The organism is Actinomadura sp. NAK00032, from assembly GCF_013364275.1.
Taxonomy (GTDB): domain Bacteria; phylum Actinomycetota; class Actinomycetes; order Streptosporangiales; family Streptosporangiaceae; genus Spirillospora.
In genome coordinates this window covers 877,446-897,271 of record NZ_CP054932.1, presented here as the reverse complement: position 1 = coordinate 897,271, position 19,826 = coordinate 877,446, and the positions used below count along the sequence as shown (strand labels likewise).

Annotated in this window: 19 protein-coding genes and 1 tRNA gene; 13 read left to right on the top strand and 7 right to left on the bottom strand. The window is 70.1% G+C overall.

The window, feature by feature from the left end:
* The first annotated feature begins 234 nt into the window (after positions 1 to 234).
* Positions 235 to 453, top strand: coding sequence for a DUF2277 domain-containing protein (locus HUT06_RS04260; RefSeq protein WP_067633910.1), 219 nt, complete (start codon positions 235 to 237; stop codon positions 451 to 453).
* 13 nt (positions 454 to 466) lie between these two features.
* Here HUT06_RS04260 and HUT06_RS04255 read toward each other — a convergent pair whose 3' ends face one another.
* Complete coding sequence (locus HUT06_RS04255) at positions 467 to 1,486, bottom strand: aspartate-semialdehyde dehydrogenase (protein ID WP_176194499.1); 1,020 nt, start codon at positions 1,484 to 1,486, stop codon at positions 467 to 469.
* A gap of 244 nt (positions 1,487 to 1,730) precedes the next feature.
* On the opposite strand from HUT06_RS04255, the gene HUT06_RS04250 reads away from it, so the two are divergent.
* The gene (locus HUT06_RS04250; protein ID WP_176194498.1) at positions 1,731 to 2,048 is read left to right on the top strand and encodes a PspC domain-containing protein; all 318 of its coding nucleotides are present in this window, start codon (positions 1,731 to 1,733) and stop codon (positions 2,046 to 2,048) included.
* A 20-nt stretch (positions 2,049 to 2,068) separates the two neighbouring features.
* Here the strand turns inward: HUT06_RS04250 and HUT06_RS04245 are convergent, their stop codons facing one another.
* Both HUT06_RS04245 and HUT06_RS04240 read right to left on the bottom strand, forming a co-directional pair.
* A complete protein-coding gene (locus tag HUT06_RS04245) occupies positions 2,069 to 3,409 on the bottom strand; it encodes an MFS transporter (RefSeq protein ID WP_176194497.1) in 1,341 nt (446 codons plus the stop codon).
* A gap of 96 nt (positions 3,410 to 3,505) precedes the next feature.
* Positions 3,506 to 3,847: a metallopeptidase family protein gene (locus HUT06_RS04240; RefSeq protein WP_176194496.1), complete on the bottom strand. Its 342-nt coding sequence runs from the start codon at positions 3,845 to 3,847 to the stop codon at positions 3,506 to 3,508.
* Positions 3,848 to 3,879: 32 nt separating this feature from the next.
* Here HUT06_RS04240 and HUT06_RS04235 point away from each other — a divergent pair, with 32 nt between their 5' ends.
* From HUT06_RS04235 to HUT06_RS04220, 4 genes are all read left to right on the top strand, one after another.
* Positions 3,880 to 5,538 (top strand): metallophosphoesterase, encoded by a 1,659-nt coding sequence (locus HUT06_RS04235; RefSeq protein ID WP_254714973.1) that lies wholly within the window; start codon positions 3,880 to 3,882, stop codon positions 5,536 to 5,538.
* A gap of 71 nt (positions 5,539 to 5,609) precedes the next feature.
* Positions 5,610 to 5,682, top strand: a tRNA-Glu gene (locus HUT06_RS04230).
* A 1,109-nt stretch (positions 5,683 to 6,791) separates the two neighbouring features.
* On the top strand, positions 6,792 to 7,139 hold the full coding sequence (locus tag HUT06_RS04225; RefSeq protein WP_254714972.1) for a hypothetical protein: 348 nt from the start codon (positions 6,792 to 6,794) through the stop codon (positions 7,137 to 7,139).
* A 32-nt stretch (positions 7,140 to 7,171) separates the two neighbouring features.
* A complete protein-coding gene (locus HUT06_RS04220; RefSeq protein WP_176194494.1) occupies positions 7,172 to 8,797 on the top strand; it encodes a caspase family protein in 1,626 nt (541 codons plus the stop codon).
* A gap of 327 nt (positions 8,798 to 9,124) precedes the next feature.
* Here HUT06_RS04220 and HUT06_RS04215 read toward each other — a convergent pair whose 3' ends face one another.
* Positions 9,125 to 9,526 (bottom strand): acetyltransferase, encoded by a 402-nt coding sequence (locus tag HUT06_RS04215; protein WP_176194493.1) that lies wholly within the window; start codon positions 9,524 to 9,526, stop codon positions 9,125 to 9,127.
* Between the two features lie 194 nt (positions 9,527 to 9,720).
* Here HUT06_RS04215 and HUT06_RS04210 point away from each other — a divergent pair, with 194 nt between their 5' ends.
* Positions 9,721 to 10,218 (top strand): SigE family RNA polymerase sigma factor, encoded by a 498-nt coding sequence (locus tag HUT06_RS04210; protein WP_176194492.1) that lies wholly within the window; start codon positions 9,721 to 9,723, stop codon positions 10,216 to 10,218.
* Positions 10,215 to 11,213 (top strand): CU044_5270 family protein, encoded by a 999-nt coding sequence (locus HUT06_RS04205; protein ID WP_176194491.1) that lies wholly within the window; start codon positions 10,215 to 10,217, stop codon positions 11,211 to 11,213. Before HUT06_RS04210 ends, HUT06_RS04205 begins: the two co-directional genes overlap by 4 nt.
* An 11-nt stretch (positions 11,214 to 11,224) precedes the next feature.
* Here the strand turns inward: HUT06_RS04205 and HUT06_RS04200 are convergent, their stop codons facing one another.
* Positions 11,225 to 12,169, bottom strand: coding sequence for a LysR family transcriptional regulator (locus tag HUT06_RS04200; RefSeq protein ID WP_176194490.1), 945 nt, complete (start codon positions 12,167 to 12,169; stop codon positions 11,225 to 11,227).
* A 138-nt stretch (positions 12,170 to 12,307) separates the two neighbouring features.
* Here HUT06_RS04200 and HUT06_RS04195 point away from each other — a divergent pair, with 138 nt between their 5' ends.
* From HUT06_RS04195 to HUT06_RS04185, 3 genes are read left to right on the top strand one after another with little or no spacing between them, the layout of a single operon-like run.
* Complete coding sequence (locus HUT06_RS04195; RefSeq protein WP_176194489.1) at positions 12,308 to 12,580, top strand: hypothetical protein; 273 nt, start codon at positions 12,308 to 12,310, stop codon at positions 12,578 to 12,580.
* 26 nt (positions 12,581 to 12,606) lie between these two features.
* Positions 12,607 to 13,308, top strand: a complete 702-nt coding sequence (locus HUT06_RS04190; protein ID WP_368406949.1) for an ABC transporter ATP-binding protein — start codon at positions 12,607 to 12,609, stop codon at positions 13,306 to 13,308.
* Positions 13,305 to 15,884, top strand: coding sequence for an FtsX-like permease family protein (locus HUT06_RS04185; RefSeq protein ID WP_176194488.1), 2,580 nt, complete (start codon positions 13,305 to 13,307; stop codon positions 15,882 to 15,884). The genes HUT06_RS04190 and HUT06_RS04185 overlap by 4 nt, the downstream gene beginning before the upstream one ends.
* A 10-nt stretch (positions 15,885 to 15,894) precedes the next feature.
* Here the strand turns inward: HUT06_RS04185 and HUT06_RS04180 are convergent, their stop codons facing one another.
* Both HUT06_RS04180 and HUT06_RS04175 read right to left on the bottom strand, forming a co-directional pair.
* Positions 15,895 to 17,307 (bottom strand): glycoside hydrolase, encoded by a 1,413-nt coding sequence (locus HUT06_RS04180; RefSeq protein WP_176194487.1) that lies wholly within the window; start codon positions 17,305 to 17,307, stop codon positions 15,895 to 15,897.
* A 102-nt stretch (positions 17,308 to 17,409) separates the two neighbouring features.
* Entirely contained in the window at positions 17,410 to 17,922 is a 513-nt protein-coding gene (locus HUT06_RS04175) for a MarR family winged helix-turn-helix transcriptional regulator (RefSeq protein ID WP_254714971.1), read from the bottom strand.
* A 19-nt stretch (positions 17,923 to 17,941) separates the two neighbouring features.
* Between HUT06_RS04175 and HUT06_RS04170 the strand changes: the two genes are divergently transcribed.
* Both HUT06_RS04170 and HUT06_RS04165 read left to right on the top strand, forming a co-directional pair.
* Entirely contained in the window at positions 17,942 to 18,565 is a 624-nt protein-coding gene (locus tag HUT06_RS04170; protein ID WP_176194486.1) for a DsbA family protein, read from the top strand.
* Positions 18,546 to 19,823: an MFS transporter gene (locus HUT06_RS04165; RefSeq protein ID WP_176194485.1), complete on the top strand. Its 1,278-nt coding sequence runs from the start codon at positions 18,546 to 18,548 to the stop codon at positions 19,821 to 19,823. Before HUT06_RS04170 ends, HUT06_RS04165 begins: the two co-directional genes overlap by 20 nt.
* Positions 19,824 to 19,826: the final 3 nt, after the last annotated feature.

Below are 19,826 nucleotides of genomic sequence, written 5' to 3'. Positions count from 1 at the left end.
CCCAGGGCTGACAGTCGGCGGACCGCACGGGACGAATCTCGGCCCGGACCGTGCCCTCCGCCACCGGGGTCCCCGCCCCCCGCCCGGCCCCCGGGCGGCCCTGCTTCAGTTCCCAGGCAGGACCGCCCGGGGGCCCTTTGGCGTCCAGAGGGCGTTGATGCTCCGAGGACGTGTTTGCTTGGGTCGGGGTCGAGGTCGGGGTCGTTGTCGGGGGTGGCGAGTAAGAATGGGGGCATGTGCCGCAGCATCAAGACGCTCCGCCCGCCGTACGCCGAGGACGTCACCGACGAGGACGTCCGCGCGGCGGCGCTCCAGTACGTCCGCAAGATCTCCGGGTTCCGCGCGCCCGCGTCCCACAACGCCGAGGCGTTCGAGCGGGCCGTCGCGGAGATCGCCCAGAGCACCGCCGCCCTCCTCGAAACCCTGGAGGTCCGGGGAGGGCGGGCGCGCTGAGGCCGGGCCGGGGCTACTCGGCGGCGACGAGCTCGGCGATCTGGACGGTGTTCAGGGCGGCCCCCTTGCGGAGGTTGTCGCCGGAGCAGAACAGGGCGAGGCCGTTGTCCACGGTCTCGTCGCGGCGGATGCGGCCCACGTAGGTGGGGTCCTGGCCGGCCGCCTGCAGCGGGGTCGGGACGTCCGCGAGGACGACGCCGGGCGCGCCGGCGAGCAGCTCGCTCGCGCGCTCCGGGCTGATCGGCCGCTCGAAGCGGGCGTTGACCTGCAGCGAGTGCCCGGTGAACACCGGGACGCGGACGCAGGTGCCGGACACCTTCAGGTCCGGGATCTCCAGGATCTTGCGGCTCTCGTTGCGGAGCTTCTGCTCCTCGTCGGTCTCGGCGAGGCCGTCGTCGACGATCGAGCCCGCCATCGGCAGCACGTTGAACGCGATCGGCCGGACGTAGACCGACGGCTCCGGGAAGTCGGCGGCGGAACCGGAGTGGGTGAGCGCGTCCGCGCCCTGCACGACCTTGGTCGCCTGGTCGTGCAGCTCGGCGACGCCCGCGAGGCCGCTGCCGGACACGGCCTGGTAGGTGGACACGACGAGCGCGGCCAGCCCCGCCTCCGCGTGCAGCGGCCGCAGCACCGGCATCGCCGCCATCGTGGTGCAGTTCGGGTTCGCGATGATGCCCTTCGGGCGGTTCAGGGCGGCGTGCGGGTTGACCTCGGCGACGACGAGCGGGACGTCCGGGTCCATCCGCCAGCCGGAGGAGTTGTCGATCACGACGGCGCCGGCGGCGGCGACCTTCGGCGCGAGTGCCTTGGAGGTGGTCTTCCCCGCGGAGAACAGCACGATGTCGAGGCCGGTGTAGTCGGCGGCGGCCGCGTCCTCGATCGTGATCTCGGTGCCGTCCCACGGGAGCTTGCGCCCCGCGGACCGCGCCGAGGCGAACAGCCGCAGCTCGTCCACCGGGAATCCGCGTTCGGCCAGGATTTCGAGCATCTTGGCCCCGACCTGTCCGGTGGCCCCGACGATGCCGACTCTCATGCCGCTCCCTCTGGTAGATCGCTTGACCTGGGCGAGTCTGCCCAGGTCGATGGCAGAACGTCCAGGCAATAACCCTACGTGGAAGGGTCAACCCCTTCTTAACGGTGCCCCTGGGTTCCCCTGGATGCTCCGGGGTGCTCCCTACCCCCCAGGGGCGGCCCCTGACCGGGCATGGGGACTCTCAGGGGTGAATCAGGGCGAATCCGGATGTCGTACCGGCGGCCGGGTGGGCATGATTTCAGGCATGGACATGGAGAAGAACACCACGACCAAGAAGCTCCAGCGGACCCACGACGGCCGGATGGTCGCCGGCGTCTGCTCCGGCGCCGCCGAGTACCTCGGCGTCGACGCCAACATCCTGCGGATCGCCCTCGCCGTCTTCACGGTGTTCGGCGGCGCGGGCCTCGCCCTCTACATCATCGGGTGGGTGCTGATCCCCGAGGAGGGCGCGCCCACGTCGATCGCCGAGGACCTGTTCAAGAAGGCCGGCGACTCCCCGAAGGTCCAGGACGCCGTCCAGAAGACCAAGGACGCCGTCAACAAGAACCGCACCACCGTCTGAGGCGGCCGGGGGCACGGGCCCTACGGCGCCGGGGCGGAGCGCCGCGCCCCGGCGGCCAGCTCATCGCCGCCCGCGTCCGCCGGCGGGGCGACGGCGACGGGGTTGCCGCGCGTCCCGGCGATCACGCCGCCGCGGACCTGGTTCCAGCCGAGCGTCAGCATCGCCGCGGCGGACAGGCCGAGCAGGCCCGCGAGCGCGACCACCGTCTCCGGCCCGAGGACCTGCGCGGCGGCGCCGCCGGCGAGGATCCCGAGGCCCTGGCCCGCGAGGATGCCGGACTGCGCGAGCCCGAACGCCTGCCCCCGCCCGGACGCCGGCACCGCCGCCACGAACGCGGTGTTCGCCACCAGCTGGTAGGCGCTGCCGACGCCCGACAGCGCCCACAGGCCGACCACCCACCACAGCGGCGGATGGACGCCCGCGCCGACCAGCGGCAGGCAGGCCAGCATCGACATCCACCCCATGGCGTGCAGCCGGTTCGCCGGACGGACGAACCGGCTGAACAGCACCGAGCCGACCACCATCCCGGTCGGCATCGCCGCCAGCAGCAGCCCGGCGGTGACCGCGCCGCCGCCGAACGTCGCCGCGTACGGGACGGCCAGCCCCTCGGGGATCACGTAGAACGCGCACAGCCACGCGAACAGCACCAGCGACCGCAGCACCGGGTCGCCGAACACGAGCCGCGCGCCGTCCCGCGTGCCGCGCAGCAGGCCCAGCGCCTGGCGCTCCCGGCGGCGCGGCGCCTCCCGCCGCCGGAGCCCGCCGATCAGGATCACGGCGGACGCGCCGAACGTCAGCGCGTCCAGCGCGAGGGTCTCGTACGTGCCGACGACGGCGACGATCGCGCCGCCCGCCAGGAATCCGACGACCTGCGTGACCTGGTGGGTGACGTTCGCGATCGCGGAGCCCGCCACATATTTGTCACCCTCCAGGACGTCCGGCATGACGGCGGCGCGGGCGGCGGAGAACGGCGTGCCCAGGAGCACGATCAGGAACACCAGGCCCGACAGCGCCCCGACGGGCATCGCCACCAGCGCCATCACCGCGACCAGCCCGGCCCGCAGCACGTCGCAGACGACCATGACGGTGCGGCGCGGGAACAGGTCGGCCAGCCCGGACAGCACCGGGCCGCCCAGGATCGGCGGCAGGTAGGTCAGCGCGTACACCAGCGCCGTGAGCAGCGTCGACTTCGTGTGGTCGTACACGAGGACGGCCAGCGCGACCTGTGCCAGCTGGTCACCGATGTACGACAGCGCCTGCGCCAGCCAGAGGGCACGGAACTCCTTCACCGCGAACACCTCGCGGTAGGTCGCCTGCTCCTCGGGCGGCCGACGATGCCGGCCCGTCTGCCTTCCCGCCACGCACGCTCCAGTTCAGTCCGCCCAGTGCCGGGCGCCCTCCCCTATTAACTCACGCTGCGTGGCAGTCGCGTGACCTACAGTGCGCAATTCCTTGCGTCAGTATCCGAGTTCGTGCAACTTCCCGTCATCGATGCCGAAGTGGTGGGCGATCTCGTGCACGACCGTTATCCGGACTTCTTCCACCACGTCCTCCGAGGTGTCGCAAATCCGGAGGATCTCCCTGCGGTAGATCGAAATGTGATCGGGCAGGACGCCTGCGTACCAGTCCCCCCGTTCCGTGAGGGGTACGCCTTGGTACAGGCCGAGCAGGCCGCGCTCGGGCGCGTCGTCCTCCACGACGATGACGACATTGCGCATGTGGGCGGTGAGCTCGGGTGGGATGGTGTCGAGGGCCTCGCCCACGAGGTCCTCGAACTCATCGCGCGACAACTCCATCACACCGTCGATTCTGCTCGATAGAAGGGAAACCCGTGCCCGAGGTCCGGTCGACCAAGGCCCTGGCGACACTCCGCGCCTTCGCCTCCGCCACCGCCCACCGCGCCCGCAGACTCGGCTCCCGCACCGCCCCGTTCCTCACCAACCGGTGGACGCGCCTCGTCCTCGTCGCCGTCATCGGCCTCGCCGCCGGCTACCTCGGCCTCATCTACGGCGGCCGCTACGTCACCCCGGTCGGCCCCACCGACGTCCAGCTCACCCTCCAGCCCTCCCTGCACGGCGGGACGACCCTGAAGCTCCCGCCCCTCGGCTCGCTCCGGCTCGACACCCACGAGGGCCCCGTCACCCTGGAGGCCCGCCTCACCGACCTGCGCCCCGACCAGGCCAAGAAGCTGATCGAGGACGACACCGAGATCGACCGCCTCACCGACCGGATCGCCGACCAGATCCGGCACGGCGTCATCGAACTGCTCGTCCGGGCCGTCCTGATCGCCCTCGCCGCGAGCTTCCTGGCGTCCCTCGCCCTCTTCCGCTCCTGGCGCCGCGCCCTGCTCGGCCTGTCCTCCGCCGCCGCCGGCCTCGCCGCCCTCACCCTCCTCACCTGGACGACCTTCAACCCGCAGTCGATCGCCGAGCCCCGCTACACCGGCCTCCTCGCCAACGCCCCGCAGATCGTCGGCGACGCCCGCAGCATCGTCGAGCGCTTCTCCGCCTACCGCGCCCAGCTCGCCCGCCTCGTCGGCAACGTCTCCGAGCTGTACACCACCACCTCGACCCTCCCGACCTACGAGCCGGACCCGTCCACCATCCGCGTCCTGGACGTCTCCGACATCCACCTCAACCCCGCCGCGTGGAACGTCATCAAATCCGTCTCCACCCAGTTCAAGGTCGACCTCATCATCGACAGCGGCGACCTCATGGACCACGGCAGCAAGGCCGAGGACAAGTTCGCCGACAGCATCTCCGACCTGAAGGTCCCCTACGTCTACGTCCGCGGCAACCACGACTCCAAGGACACCCAGCGCGCCGTCGCCCGCCAGAAGAACGCCATCGTCCTCGACGGCGCCACCCGCGAGGTGAAGGGCCTGCGCATCTACGGCGTCGGCGACCCCCGCTTCACCCCCGACAAGAGCACCCGCGACGACTTCGTCGGCGCCGACCAGCTGCGCGCCGAGGGCCTGCGCTACGCCAACGAGCTCCGCGCCTCCGGCACCACCCCCGACCTCGTCGTCACCCACGACCCCAGCGAGGGCGAGGCGTTCTCCGGCGTGACGCCCCTCGTCCTCGCCGGCCACACCCACACCCGCTCCACCAAGATCCTCCCCACCGGCACCCGCCTCTTCGTCCAGGGCTCCACCGGCGGCGCCGGCCTGCGCGGCCTCGAACACGAGCAGCCCACCCCGATCGAGCTGTCCGTCCTCTACTTCAGCCGCGCCACCCACCGCCTCCAGGGCTGGGACGACCTCCGACTCGGCGGCCTCGGCCTCACCTCCGCCCAGATCGAACGCCACCTCGAGCCCGACCCCGACCGCACCATCAACCCCCAGCCCCCGGCCTCCTCACCGCCCCCCTCCCCGACCTCGCCGTTCCCGTCCGAGTTCCCCTCGGACTGGCCGTCCCGCAGCCCGTCCCCGACCGAGAGCGCCCCGGGCGGCCGCCTCCCGTCCCCCACCCGCCCCAGCACCCCCGGGTAACCGTTTGCGCGCCGCCCCGCCACGTCCTCTACACTTGACGAGTCGAGTGGCGACCATCACCGCCACCCCGGGCCCCCTTCGTCTAGCGGCCTAGGACGCCGCCCTTTCAAGGCGGTAGCGCCGGTTCGAATCCGGTAGGGGGTACACAACGCATGGTGCGGATGCGCCGTCATCCGCCCCGAAGCCCGTCGGCACGATTACTCCGTTCGCCGCCCGCTACTGGGCTTCGATCGTCGCGGATATCGGGGTGATCTACGTCGGCGTCGACTTCATCCAGCCGTCGCCGAACGGGTCCGACTCACCCCGCAAGCCTCACGGCGCGACCAAATTCTCGTCACCGAACCGCGATCAGGCGTCAAGCGGTAGCTGATCGGAGTCTGTCGGGCGCCGTCCGCGAGGTAGCACCATCACCAAGATCACCGAAGCCGTCCAGAAGGATCGGCCGCGACCCCTACCGTGTCATCCCACTCCTCAAGCTCACATAGCGCCACGGCGACCCGTCACCCGACGACTTAGAAGTCGCCCTGGCCCCGTACGGAGGCGGTCCGACGTTGAAGCTTTGCTCGGTGTGGGCTTCGAACCCCGCCCCAGGCCTTCTCCAGCATCTCCATGACGTACCACTCGGCCGCACCCCTGCTTGGCGCGCCGGGTCAGCACGTGGGACGAGCGCTTGCCGCTGAGGCTGATCGGCCCATCGGCCGCCCACAACGGGATACCGACCTGCTCATGGGCCGACCTGCACGACCTCGCCCTCGGCCAGGTCATCGGCTAGGTCAACAGCGCCACCCAACGACCGCTTTCGGACACCCCGGACCACGCACTTCAACTACTCGATCTCGCCATCTGAGAACTCATTCACGCCGCACCCTTCCCTCCTTCATGTGCAACTTGCCGCTGGCGGGCCGGAGTTCCCAGAGTTCGACACCTCCGAATTAGGGCGGCCGTAACAGTTGATTGAAACCGACCAGAAGTAAACTCCGGCAGTTGCGGCGTCACTCTCGACCTCACCAGGCTCCTCCGCTGCAGACCCGACCTTGTTCAGGCGACGCCTACCTGGCGCGGCGACCATATACATTGAGGGAGGTGTCGACGCATCGCAGACCGTAGAACGTCTCGGTAACTGGGCTGCCTCGATCAGTGCCACCTCACCGTCCGCTCTGAAACGGAGGCGTCATCCCGGGACCTCGCCCTCTCGGGTATATCCAACAAGGAATCGGACACATCAGTCGAATAGAGAGTGCTCGGAGAGACATATGTTTTTACTGGTACAGTTGAGAACAAGTCAGGCAGATGCCGGCGAGGCAGAACTTCGTTCATTCCACCAGTGGTTGAATGGAGACCCTGACATTCGGCGCCAAGCCAGTGTTTCCTTGGAGCCCGCCGCGCCGGTCAAAGGCGAGATGGGCACCGCATTTGAGGTGATCAAGCTAGTGCTGGAGTCTGGGTTCCAGGTCGCAACCTTCGCGCTCTCCTACGTGACCTGGCGCGGAACGCGCAGGACGCGGCCGGCGATTACCATTGAGCGGGGCGATGTCTCCGTGAGCATTGATAGCGATGATCCGGAGATCATAGCCCAGGCGCTCCGGGAACTCGGCCTGTGACCCGAGCCGCTGATCCGCGAACTTCACGAGCGGTGCTCATCGGAACAAGCAATTATCCCGGTGGTGCACTGCAGAGCATCCCCCAGGTCAAGGAGAATCTATACGCATTGAAGGAGGCTCTTTGCTCAGCCGAAATCTGGGGGCTTCCTCGCGAGAACTGTACGGTGGTATTGGATCCAAAGGACATCACAGAGATGATGGATCCGATCGCGGAGGCCGCCACCACCCGGGACACGCTACTCATATACTTCAGCGGCCACGGCCTCCCCGCTCATCATGACGGAGAACTGCTCCTCTCGCTGACCACGACACGACCGGGTCGTGATTACAGTTCCGTGGCTTACGGGTTGATTAGGAACGAAGTTGTTCACTCGCATGCTTCGCGGATCATCGTCATCCTCGATTGTTGCTACAGCGGCCGAGCGCTCGGAAGGATGGGAAACCCCGATCCCGCACCAACACTGGCCAATGACGCCGAGATAGAGGGTACATACCTCATAGCCGCCGCGGCCGAGAGCCAGCGTGCACTGGCCGAACCGGAGGAAACCTTCACGGCCTTCACCGCAGAACTGTTGACAGTGCTCAAGAAGGGCATCCCCGGTGGAGGCCCCCACCTTGACATCGAAAGCATATTCGGTCAGTTGTACACGAACCTCAGGGCCAAAGGCAGGCCGCTGCCCCAGCGCCGCATCCGCAATCACGTGGGCAAACTGGCGATCGTTCGCAACCGTGCGTTCAATGCCGACAACACCCAGGAAGAAGGACATCCAGGCGCGGACGACAATACATCCGACCGGAAATGGGCGGAACACGATCGTCTACCGTCCGCCGGCTCCAGCCGCACCGGAGCCGGCCGCGCCGAGGCCGGGCAGATCTCTCGCCGGCCCCGTATCGAAGCCGGAGTTGGCCTCACCCGTATCGACGCAGTGATGCCGGTACCGGACGGCACCGACGCCCCACGGGAATACTGGCTGTTCTCTGGTGAACGCTACCTACGGGTGGACGTCTCCTCCCTGGATGCCCGACTGCGAGGGCGTATGACCGGCCATTCACCCCTCGACGATTGGGCCGGAACATTCAAGAAGCTTCCAGAGTTTCAAACCAAGATTGATATGATCCTTGGCGTTCCAGACAACCACAACGAGTATTGGGTTTTCTCTGGTGGGCGGTATGTCCGCATAAGCGTCGCCGCCACCAAGAACGGGGTCGACGACAAACTCCAGGACGGACCAAAGCCCCTTAGTGATTGGGTCAGGACTTTCGGGGAGTTTTCAGACCTCGACCATATTGATACCCTGATGCCAGTACCGGAGACCGGCGGGAGAAACCAATACTGGGTGTTCGCGGGCACCAGGTACCTCCGGACCTGGGTGAATCATGGACTCGACGGTCAGATCGAGATTCATCCGACAGGATTCGATGGATGGTCTAGCGGCAGAGAATACTCTTTCCTCAAAGGATGGCCTGGCACCTTCAACAGGGTCAGCCCCTTCAACAATGGAATCGACGCGGTGATCCCCTTGCCTGCCGTCAAAAATGGAGAAGAAGAGCACAGAGACTACTGGGTGTTCTCCGAGAACCAATATATGAAGATCCGAGTAATAGCCGACCTGTACAGTGACATGATCATTCAGTTTCCAGCGACCCTCGGTGGCTGATGATATTCATCTTCCCTTTACGCGAGTTTAACGTCCAGGGAAACCCGAGACGACTCCCGGCACCCCCCGATCACCATCCACAGGTGCCTTGCCCTCGACCGATTCGCACTTCTGATTCCGATCAGCATGGCTTGATATTGCGCGTTCGGACGAGCCGGTCCGGCGACCTACCGCGCCGGAGTCGAGTCGGAGGCCGCCACGACGGTCACTGCCGGCTAATGGGAGAAACCGGGATTCCCGTCCGCCGTCGCCTGATGCTCTCCGCTGGACGACCGCGGACGGGAACACCGGTGCCCACCTGTCCAAGGCCGGGCCGGTCACAGCCGATCAGCCGCAGTGCGACCATCCTGAGACCCACTGGGTGGAGCCGTACTTGCCGCCCCAGGCGATGCAGGTTCCCGCGGCGCTGAGCTTCACCGGGCCGGCGTAGGTCGAGTAGTTGCCCTCGTCGAAGGCGACCTTTCCGTCGCTTCGCCGCGTCAGCCAAGCGTGGACGTAGGTGCTGTTCTGGCTGTCCTTCCAGGTCACCACGCAGTTGGTGGAGCCGTTGTACAGCAGATAGATCTTGGCCGGCCCCAGGTCGTGGGTGTCGATCACGTGGTAGGAACCACCACCGCACGCCGCGATCGGCGATGCCGCCGCCGTCGCGGGCGTGCTGACGGCCACGGCCCCCGCGACGGCAGCCGCACCGGCGAGGGCCAGCGTGGTTCCCCTGTTGAGCTTCCGCAAAAGAATCTCCTCATTGATCGAGAGAGGGGTGAGCCCTCCTACTCTCGACACGTCCGAGCAGTCGCTCGACGCGCAACTCCGGTCAACGAGAGGCCGGCCCGTTGGCGGCGGATCGGCCGACATCGTCTGTGACAAACAGATGCCGTCGCGGCGTCTGTAGGGGCGGAACCGACGGACAACGCTGGGAAGGCCCGATGGCCCAAGATCCGCAGGGATTTCATGAATTCGCCGTCGCGCGCGGCGCCTCGTTATTCCGCACCGCCTGCCTGCTCTGCGGGGACCGGCACCTTGCCGAGGACCTGGTGCAGACGACGTTGGGGAAGCTGTACACGTCGTGGCGGCGCGTCCAGCGCGCCGACAATCCCGCCGCCTACGCGCGGACCGTGCTGATGCGCACCTACATGTCGCACATGCGCAAACACAGCAACCAGGAGAAGCCGTCGCGGCGACTGCCCGAGGCGGCCGCCGCCGACGGCGACCAGGCGCTGCGGGTGACGCTGCTCAACGGCCTCGCGAAGCTTCCCCCGCAGGACCGCGCCGTGCTCGTGCTGCGCTACTGGGAGGACATGAGCGTGGAGGACGTGGCGTCCGCGCTGCGGCTAAGCGGCGGGGCGGTGCGCAACCGCAGCATGCGGGCGCTGGGCAGGCTCCGCGAGGCGCTGGGCGAGGGGTTCGAGGAGCTGATCCGATGACGCGGGAAAGGGACGCCGAGATGCATGGGGACGCGGGAATGAACGCGGTGGAGGACCGGCTGGCCGAGGCGATGCGCGTCACCGCCGAAGGATTGGAGCCGCCGCTGGACGGGCTTGTCAGCGAGGGCGTCGCGCGGGGACGCCGGCGACGGCTCCGCAACCGTGCGAGCATCGCCGCCTCGGCGGCCGCGGCGGCGGCCGTCGCCGCGGGCGCGCTGGTCGTGGTCGGCGTCGACGGGAGCGGAACCGTCCCGCCGCGGCAGCCCGCCGTCCAGCTGGTGAGCGCGGCACAGGTCCTGGGCAAGGCCGCGCAGACGGCCGAGGCGCGCCCGGCCGTCACGCCGCGCCCCGGCCAGTGGTGGTACACGAAGGTCGTCGAGGCGGGTCCCACGGCGGAGCACGGCCCCAAGCCGCATTACTCGGAGAACTGGATCAAGCTCGACGGCTCGAAGGACGCGAGCCTGCTGAACGGCAAGCTCGTGATCTACCACCACCGGGGTGCGGGGGCCGAGAACTTCAAGGCCGAGACCGACCGTCTGATGTCACTGCCCAGCGACCCCGCGAAGCTGCGCGCCCTGCTCTACGAGAAGGTGGACGCCGCATCCGCCGGGGACCGGATGTCCAAGGACCGGGACGGCCAGGCCTTCCGCGACGCCGCCCAGATGCTGTGGGACGCGCCGGTCGCCATGCCGCCCGCGACGCAGGCCGCCCTCTACCGGGTGCTGGCCGCGATCCCCGGCGTCCAGGTCCAGCGGAACGTCAAGGACGGCGCCGGGCGGCCCGCCATCGCGCTGTCCCGCGGGTTCGGCGAGCAGTTCCTGCTGGACCCGGTCACCTACCAGATGGTGGCGCAGCGGACGGTCAACACCGGCCACAACGCCCCGATCTCCCGCACCAAGGGCAAGGACCCCCGCTACAACGTCCCGCTGGGGACGGTCATGTACTCCCTCACCCGCGTGGTCACCAAACTCGTCGACAAGGCCGGCCAGAGGTAGGAGCCGAAGGTTTACGGGGTGGTGTTGGTGTGGGCTAGGGGGGTTCCGGTGTTGGAGCCGCAGCAGTACTTGCAGTCGCTTGGTCGGGCCGGGCAGAGTGCGGCCAGGGCGCGGATGCGGGCGTTCTCGTGGGCGGTGCGCCAGAGCAGGCCGAGTCTGAGTGGCGGCAGGTCGTCGATCGGGACCAGGGCGAGGTCGGTGCGGGCCATCGTCCGCGTCACCAGGGTGACGGTCACATGGACGCTCTTGTGGCGCGCCACGCTGCTCTGGGCCTCGTTCCAGGTGCTGACCGGGTGCAGGCGCAGGCGGCGGCCCGAGCGGGTGCGGTCGGGGAAGAACGGTCTGTTCCCGCCGTCGTTGCGCGGCATGTCGTTGACCTCGTAGTCGGCGACCTCCTCGAAGGAGATGCGCGACCGGTCGGCCAGCGGGTGGTCGGCGGCCACCAGCAGCACCCTGCTGTACTCGGCCAGCGCCGGGCCCAGCGTGATGTCGGGCGCGTCGAACGTCAGCCAGTCGACCAGGACGTCCACCCGGTCGTGGCGCAGGGCGTCCAGCGGCGCGGGGACGGCGATCTCCCGCAGGCTCGCCTCGATACCGGGATGGCTTCGCTCGAGGTCGCGGACGAGGCGGTCGAGGTCCTGGCCGCCGGTGGTCTCGGTGAAGCCGATGCGCAGCAGCCCGGCGGCCGCGCGCGCCGACGCGCGGGCGGCGGTGATGCCGGCGATGAACTGGCCGTGGGCCGGGAGCAGGGCGTCGCGCAGTTGGCGGCCGAGCGGCGTGAGCACGACCCGGCGGCTGGTCCGCTCGAAGAGCGCGCCCCCGACCTCGCGTTCCACCGCCTGGATGCGCTGGCTGACGCGTGCCGGTGAGATCAGCAGCCGGGCGGCGGTACGCCGGAAGTGGAGTTCCTCGGCGAGCGCGAGAAACACCTCGACATCGGCGAGCTCCAGATTCACAGATTGATCCTCCTCCCTTTCCGGTGATGGTTCAACCCTGCTTAACGGTGGCTTAGAAGTTCGCCGTTGATCGCCACTCGCGCTGGTCACATCATTTTGTCATCGGGGTGCCGGCATCGAGTTGATCAGGGGGACGCCATGAAGCCCCATGCCGTACAGCGCATTGTGGCCGACCGAATCAAAGATCGGCGTCCCGGCGCGGCCGAAGGGGATTCCGCCGGCGGGGCCCGGCGGCGCGGCCTGGTGGCGGTCCCGATACTGAGCACCGCGTTCGGTTATATCGGCGGCAACGTCATCGACCAGCGGATCGGCATGGCCGCTTTCGGACTGGTGTGGGGGATCGGTCCTCGGCCACCTCGCCGGCCCCAGCTCGGCCGGCTCGGACGTGACCCCGAAAGGCGTTGGAATTGACCGAGTACGCACTCGCATTGGAATCCGTGACGAAGGTTTACGGTTCGGGCCGTAATGCGGTAACGGCCCTGGACGATGTGTCGCTGGGCGTGGAGCGCGGGAAATTCATCGCGGTCATGGGCCCGTCCGGTTCGGGCAAGAGCACGTTCCTGCATTGCTCGGCCGGCCTCGACAGGCCCACGAAGGGACGGGTGGTGCTCGGCGGTACGCCCCTGACCGGCCTGACCGAGGAGCAGGTCACCGAGATCCGCCGTGCACGGGTGGGTTTCGTCTTCCAGGCGTACAACCTGCTCGATTCGCTCACCGTCGCCGACAACGTGGGCCTGCCGTTCCGGCTGGCCGGCGTCCCCGTCCCCGCCGAACGGGTGCGCGCCGAGTTGGCGGGCGTCGGCCTCGAAGGCGTGGGCGACCGCTACCCCGGGCAGCTCTCGGGCGGGCAGCGCCAGCGCGTGGCCATCGCCCGCGCTCTCACCGGCGGGCCGGACGTGGTCTTCGCGGACGAGCCGACGGGCGCGCTCGACACGCGTACCGGCAGGCAGATCCTGCGACTGCTGCGGGACGTCGTCGACCGGACGGGCCAGACCGTGGTGATGGTGACCCACGACCCGGTCGCCGCGTCGCACGCGGACACGGTGACGTTCCTGGCCGACGGCCGGCCGGTCGGCGAGCTGGACGAGCCGACACCGGAGCGGGTGGCCGACCGGATGACCAGGCTGGGCGAGTGGTGAGCCGCCGGAGGAAGGCCGAGGAGGCGGGCCCGCCGAGGGCCGCGAAAAAGGTCCGCACGCTCTCGCGGCAGAACCTCTCGCTGGCCTGGAGCACGGTTCGCGGCCGCAAGGGCGGCTTCGCGGCGGCGCTGATCGCCGTCGCGGTCGGCTCCGCGGTGATCACCGCCTGCGGCGTGCTGCTGGAGACCGGCGCCCGCTCGGGGGTCGCGGCCGAGCGGTACCGGGGCGCGGCCGTGGTCGTCGGCGCCCGCCAGGCCATGCCCGTCGCGGGCGACGCGGACCCGCGGCTGCCCGAGCGGGCGCGACTGCCCGCCGGCACGGTCGCGAAGGTCGCCGCGGTCGAGGGCGTGCAGTCCGCGGTCGGGGACGTCAGCGTTCGCATGGCCGTCCTCAAGGGAGGTTCCGTTCTCGACGGGCCGTCCGTGTACGGGCATGGCTGGTCCGCGTCGGTGCTCGCGCCGTTCTCTCTGCGGTCGGGCACCGGGCCGCGGTCGGACGGCGACGTCGTCCTCGACACCGACCTTGCCGAGCGCGCCGGTGTCGGCGCGGGAGGGACGGTCACGCTGGTGACCGGGTCGGTCCCGCGGTCGTACCGGGTCAGCGGTGTCGCCGAGCCCGCCGCCCCGCTCGACCGGCAGTCGGCGGTCTTCTTCACCGACGGGCAGGCGGCTCGGCTGTACGGCTCGTCCGGCCAGATCGACGCCGTCGGGGTGCTGGCCGCGAAGGGCGTCGGCGCGGGCGAGCTCGCCACGCGGATCGGCAAGGCCGTGCCGGGCGTGGTCACCGCCACCGGCGACGACCGCGGGGACGTCGAGACGCCCGACGTCGGCCGGATGCGGTCGTTCGTCATCGAGGTGGCCAGTGCGTTCGGCGCCACCATGGTCCTGCTGGTGGTCATCGTGGTCGCCGGGACGCTGGCGCTGTCGGTGGAGCAGCGCCGCCGCGAGCTGGCCCTGCTGCGGGCCGTCGGCGCGACGCCGCGGCAGGTGCTGCGCATGATCGGTGGCGAGGCGGTGCTCGTCGGCGGGATCGGCGCGCTGCTCGGCGCCGTGCCCGGCGTCCTGCTGGCCGTGCTGCTGCACACCGCGTTCACGGCGGCCGGTGCGCTGCCGTCCGGATTCTCGCTGGTGGTCACCCCGCTGCCGGTGCTGGCCGCGCTGCTGATCTGCGTCACGGCCGCGCGGATCGGCGGCCGGCTCGCGGCCCGGCGCGCCGCGAAGGTCAGTGCCGTCGAGGCGCTCGGCGACACGGCGGTGGAGCCGAAGAGGCTCGGCCGGGTCCGGCTGGCTCTCGGCCTGGCGCTCGTGCCCGCGGGCCTGGCCGCGGCGGTCGTGCTGCCCGTCGTGCTGCCCGGCGAGTCGGCCATCGACGGCGCCGCCAGCTCCGCCCTGGTCCTGGTGATCGCCGTCGCGCTGCTCGGGCCGCGGCTGTTCGGCGGCATCGCGGCGCTGCTCGGCCGCCGGCCGGGCGGCGTCACCCGGTTCCTCGCCCTCGCCGGGGCCGGTGCCCGGGCCCGCCGGCTCAGCGCCGCCACGACCCCGCTGATCATGGGCGTGACCATGGCGTCCGCGCAGCTGTTCAGCGCCGCGACGCTGGCCGCGACCGCGCACGACCAGGCCACCGGGGGCGTGCTCGCCGACCGCGTGGTGACGTCCGAGGGCCCGGGGATCTCGCCCGATCTGGCCGGGACGCTCCGCGCCGTCCCGGGCGTCCGAGCGGTCGGCCCGGTCGCCCGGACCTCGGTGATCCTCGTCTGGCCCGACGGCGACGGCGTCCAGTACCGGGTCTCGACGGCGCAGGGCGTCGACCCCGCGGCCGTGCCGGACACCATGGACCTGGACGTCCTGCGCGGCGATCTCGGCGGTCTCACCGGGTCGGCGGTCGCGCTCAGCCGCCTGGCCGCCGGCACGGTCGGCGCCGACGTGGGCGGCACCGTCGACGTGCGGCTCGGCGATGGCGCCGTGGAGAAGGCCGAGGTGGTCGCGGTCTACGAGAACGGGCTCGGCTTCGGCGACGTCACGCTGCCCCACAATGTGGTCCTCGCGCACACCACCGACCATCTCGACGAATGGCTGCTGGTGCGCTCCGACCGGGGCACGGATCTCAGCGCGGCGCTCAAGGCGTACCCGACGCTGCGCGTGAGCGACGCCGCTGCGGTCACCGCCGCACCGACCGACGGCGGCGGCGGCGCGATCAGCCTCGTGCTCAACGCCGTGCTCCTCGGCTATCTCGCGATCGCCGTCGTCAACACGCTGGTCATGGCGACGATCTCACGGGTGCGCGAGTTCGCCCTGCTGCGCCTCGTCGGCCTCCGCACCGGCCAGGTCCGGTCGATGATGCGCCATGAGGCGGCCCTCATCGTGTCCTGCGCCGTCGTGGTCGGCACGGTCGCCGCGCTGCCGTCGCTGATCGGGATGAGCTACGCGATACGCCACTCGGTGATCCCCACCGTCCCGCCCCTGGTCTACCTCGGCATCGTGCTCGCCGCCGCGGCGATCGCCTGGCCCGCCGTGATGCTGCCGACCCGGCTCGCCCTGCGACCACCGCCCGCGGAGGCGATGGCCAGCCCCGAGTAGGCCGGGTGTCTCACGGGGCCTGGACGTCCTCGATGTCCAGGGTCGTCACCGTGTTCGGGGGGTGGGTCATGGTCAGGAGGCCGCCTTGCAGGTGGGTGTCGGGGGTGCGCGTGTAGTGCTGGGCGGACGATGTGTCGGTCGTCCATACGCGGACGGGGTTTGCGTCCTCGGTCAGGGCTCTCAGGTCGTAGGTGACGTTGCGGGGCTTGTCGTCGTTGGCGGTGACCAGGGCCAGTCGGCGGGTGGCGGGGGCGTGCGCCGCGACCGTGTGCGGGTGGCCGGAGTCGAGGATGCGCGCGTTCGGCCTGATGTGCCGGGTGTAGTGGGCGAGGACGTAGTACTTGGTGTTGACGCCGCCGACCCGCCCCTTGAGGGTGCCGTTCGCGCCGCCGTCCGGGTTCGGGGTGGTGTCGTCGTACTCGCCGTCCAGCAGGCCCCAGTCGAGGGCTTCGACCGGCTGCCAGCAGGACCATGCGCGGATTCGCAGGTGGCGGACGTCGCGGCCGATGCTCAGGGCCATCGTGAGGCCGTCGGGTTCGCCTTCTGAATACTCCGTCTGCCATACGGGCGTGTCCGCGCCGACGGCTTCGCGGAGGGCGGTGCGGCTGCGGCCGGCGTCGTCGCGCTCGTAGCCGTGCACGTTGACGCGGCCGACGAGGCGCCTGGTTTCCTCGGTGAAGTTCTTCCAGGTGCCCGTGGCCTCGGCGTAGCGGCATTCGTCGGACGCGGCGATCAGCACGTCCGGCAGGTCGTGGGCGTCCAAGGCGCGGCGCAGGTAGGAGAGGACGGCCTCCTGCGCGCCCAGGGTGAAATGGCAGCCCTCTTGGTTCTGCTCGGCATGCCAGGACGCGAGCGACGGCTCGTTGAACGCCTCCACCGAGCCGAACCGGATGCCCCATTCGTCGCGGGCGCGCCGGGCGACCGTGGCGATGTAGTCCGCGAAGGCCTCCTGGTAGGCGAACGCGAGGTTGTCGACGTCGCCGCGCTCGGCGCCGGAGGGGTTTCCGGTCACCGTCATCCACCAGGGCGGGGAGACGGAGAACATCTCGAAGGCGTCGGCGCCGTGGTCGCGGGCCTTCGCGAGCATGCTCCGCTGGTTCGGGTCCGCGTCCCCGTTCCACGCGTCGCCGTCGCTGAACGTCTCGATCTGCTTGCGCCGGACGATGGCGGGCGACTCGACCATCCCGGCGCCCGTCCAGGTGCAAGCGCCGAGGTTGTAGCGGACGATGTTCAGGCCCAGCCCGGGTAGTTCGACCTCGCCGGCGGTGGTGGCGACGTTCACCCGGTCCAGGCTGAACAGGACGGCGGCCAGGTCGTCGCGCCTGCCCAGGTCGGTGTTGGCCCACCAGGACAGGCAGGTCCCCCAGCCGTCCCAGGTGTAGCCCTCTTGCGATTCGATGACCCGCGTCTCGTCCCCAGGCATGTGCACGTCCCCCTCGTCCGTCCACCTGGGGTGTGTTCGGACGAACCGCGCCCATCCGCCGGTTTTCGAGGACTTTGCCGCCCGTTGCCGACCTTGGGGCGATCAGCAGTCGAGTGTCGCGGCGAGCCGGTGGAGGAGGGTCGCGAGCTGCTCCCGTTCCGGCTCGGTGAGCCCGGCGAGCAGGCGGCGCTGGTTGTCCAGGTGGGCGGCGATCAGCTCGTCGGTGAGGGCGATGCCTTCGGCGGTGAGGGTGACGAGGCGTCCGCGCGAGTCGTTCTCGGCGACGGTTCTGCTCACCAGGCCGCGGGTCTCCAGCCGGTCGACCCGCTTGGTGATGGCGCCGGTCGTGACCAGGACGGTGCGGCTGAGCTCGCCCGCCGACAGGGCGTGGGGCGGGCCGGAGCGGCGCAGCGCCGCGAGGACGTCGAAGTCGCCGTTGCCGAGGTCGGCGGCGGCGAAGAGCGGGCGGAGCCGCTGGTCGGCCTCGTCGGTGAGCCGGAAGAGGCGGCCGACGACCAGCATCGGGGTCGCGTCGAGATCCGGGCGTTCGCGGTTCCACTGGTCGACCATGGCGGCGGTGGCGTCGGGCTGCATGGCGTTGATTGTATCTTCCACGGAAGTTATATTAGCTTCCATGGAAGGTAATCTCGTCTCGCCGGCGTCCGCGCAGGTCGTCTGCTACTTCGACGCCGCCTGCCCGTTCGCCTGGCTCACCTCCCGGTGGCTGCTCGACGTCGAGCGGCTGGAGCCGATCGACCTGAGCTTCCGGATCATGAGCCTGTCGGTGCTGAACGAGCACCGCGACATCGAGCCCTGGTACCGCGAGTTCAACGACCGCGCCTGGGGGCCCGCCCGGGTCTGCACGGCCGCCGAACTCCAGCACGGCACCGGCATCCTGCGGGAGCTGTACACGGCGCTCGGCAACCGCATCCATGTGCAGCGCAACAAGGACTACAGCGCGGTCATCGCCGAAGCGTTGGACGAGTTGGGCCTGCCCGCGTCCCTGGCCGAAGCCGCCTCTACTGACAAATTCGACGAGCCTCTACGGGCCAGGCACCAGGCCGCGCAGGACGCCTTGGGCGAGGAGGGCGGCACGCCCCTCGTCACCCTGAACGGCGCGACCTTCTTCGGGCCCGTCCTGAGCGCCACCCCGAAGGGCGAGGAGGCCGTGCGGCTGTTCCGGTCCCTGAAGACGTTGGCCGAGATGGACGCGTTCGCCGAGTTGAAGCGGGCCCGCGGTGCACTCGACTTCAGCTGAATCCGGAGCGTCCACGCGCCGCCGCCTCTACGCCGCCGCCCTCGTCGGGTCGGTCGGCGACGGCATCTACGTCCCGCTGACGATGCTGTTCGTCCACGCGCTGACGGGGTTGTCGCTGACGGCAATCGGCGCCGGCCTGAGCCTCGCCGGGCTGTGCGCGCTGGCGTTCATGCCGGTCGCGGGCGCTCTCATCGACCGGCTCGGCGCCAAACGCGTGGTCATGATCGCGCTGGTGCTGCGCGCGCTGGGCTTCGCCGCCTACCCGTTCGCCGACACCTACCTCTCCTTCCTCGGGGTCGCGGTGGTGGTCGCGGTGGGGATGTGGACGTCCACACCGAGCCAGCACGCGTTCATCGGCGAGATCGCTCAGGGCGCGGAGCGCGACCGGCTGCTGGCCTGGGACCGCAGCCTGCGCAACGGCGGGATGGGCGTGGGCAGCCTGGCGGCGGCCGGCCTGCTGGCGTTCAACGGCAACGGCGGGTTCCTCACCGCCGCGATGGTCCTGGCCTCGCTGTTCCTCCTCGCCGCCGTGCTCGTGGCCCGGATCCCGGCCGTCCGCGGAGGTGGCGGACGGCGGCGGGAGGAACGCCAGGGGTACCGGCAGGTGCTCGCCGACCGGCCCTACCTGCTCATCGCCGCCGCCAACTTCCTGATCGCCTTCGGCTACACGACCCAGGCGATGGCGCTGCCGGTCTTCCTGACGCGCGACGTCGGCCTGCCCGACGCCATGGCGGGCGGCGTGTTCGCGCTGAACACCGTCCTGGTGGCCGCGCTCGGCGTGCCGATCGCGCGGCTGACGATGCGGGGCAGGCGCACGCGCACCGCGGCGCTCGGCGCTGCCGTGTTCGGGCTGTCCTTCGCCGCCTTCGCGCTCGTCCCGCAGCTGGTCGGCGGCGCGTACGCCATCGCCGCCGTCCTCGCGATCGCGGTGCTCTACACGGCCGGCGAACTCATCCACTCCGTGCCCGCGCAGGGCCTGTCCGTCCAGGCCGCCCCCGACCATCTGCGCGGACGGTACCTGTCGGTCTACCAGTCGTCGTGGTCGCTCTGCCGGACGGTCGCGCCCCTGCTTCTGGGGTTCCTGCTGGAGGCGGGGCCGTGGCAGCTGTGGACCGTCCTGGCGCTGATGGTCCCGGCTGGCGCGGTCATCCTTCTCTGCGCCGAGCGCGCTCTACCGCCGCACGCCGTGGGGACGCGCGCCGCGTCCGGCACTCGGGTCGGCCGGGCGCCCGGGGAGCGGGTCGCCGCGCGGACGTGACGT

Excerpts from the sequence above, each read along its gene's own strand:
- HUT06_RS04260 (WP_067633910.1), top strand. The coding sequence starts at position 235 with ATGTGCCGCAGCATCAAGACGCTCCGCCCGCCGTACGCCGAGGACGTC.
- HUT06_RS04255 (WP_176194499.1), bottom strand. The coding sequence starts at position 1,486 with ATGAGAGTCGGCATCGTCGGGGCCACCGGACAGGTCGGGGCCAAGATG.
- HUT06_RS04250 (WP_176194498.1), top strand. The coding sequence starts at position 1,731 with ATGGACATGGAGAAGAACACCACGACCAAGAAGCTCCAGCGGACCCAC.
- HUT06_RS04225 (WP_254714972.1), top strand. The coding sequence starts at position 6,792 with ATGTTTTTACTGGTACAGTTGAGAACAAGTCAGGCAGATGCCGGCGAG.
- HUT06_RS04210 (WP_176194492.1), top strand. The coding sequence starts at position 9,721 with ATGGCCCAAGATCCGCAGGGATTTCATGAATTCGCCGTCGCGCGCGGC.
- HUT06_RS04205 (WP_176194491.1), top strand. The coding sequence starts at position 10,215 with ATGACGCGGGAAAGGGACGCCGAGATGCATGGGGACGCGGGAATGAAC.
- HUT06_RS04195 (WP_176194489.1), top strand. The coding sequence starts at position 12,308 with ATGAAGCCCCATGCCGTACAGCGCATTGTGGCCGACCGAATCAAAGAT.
- HUT06_RS04180 (WP_176194487.1), bottom strand. The coding sequence starts at position 17,307 with ATGCCTGGGGACGAGACGCGGGTCATCGAATCGCAAGAGGGCTACACC.
- HUT06_RS04170 (WP_176194486.1), top strand. The coding sequence starts at position 17,942 with ATGGAAGGTAATCTCGTCTCGCCGGCGTCCGCGCAGGTCGTCTGCTAC.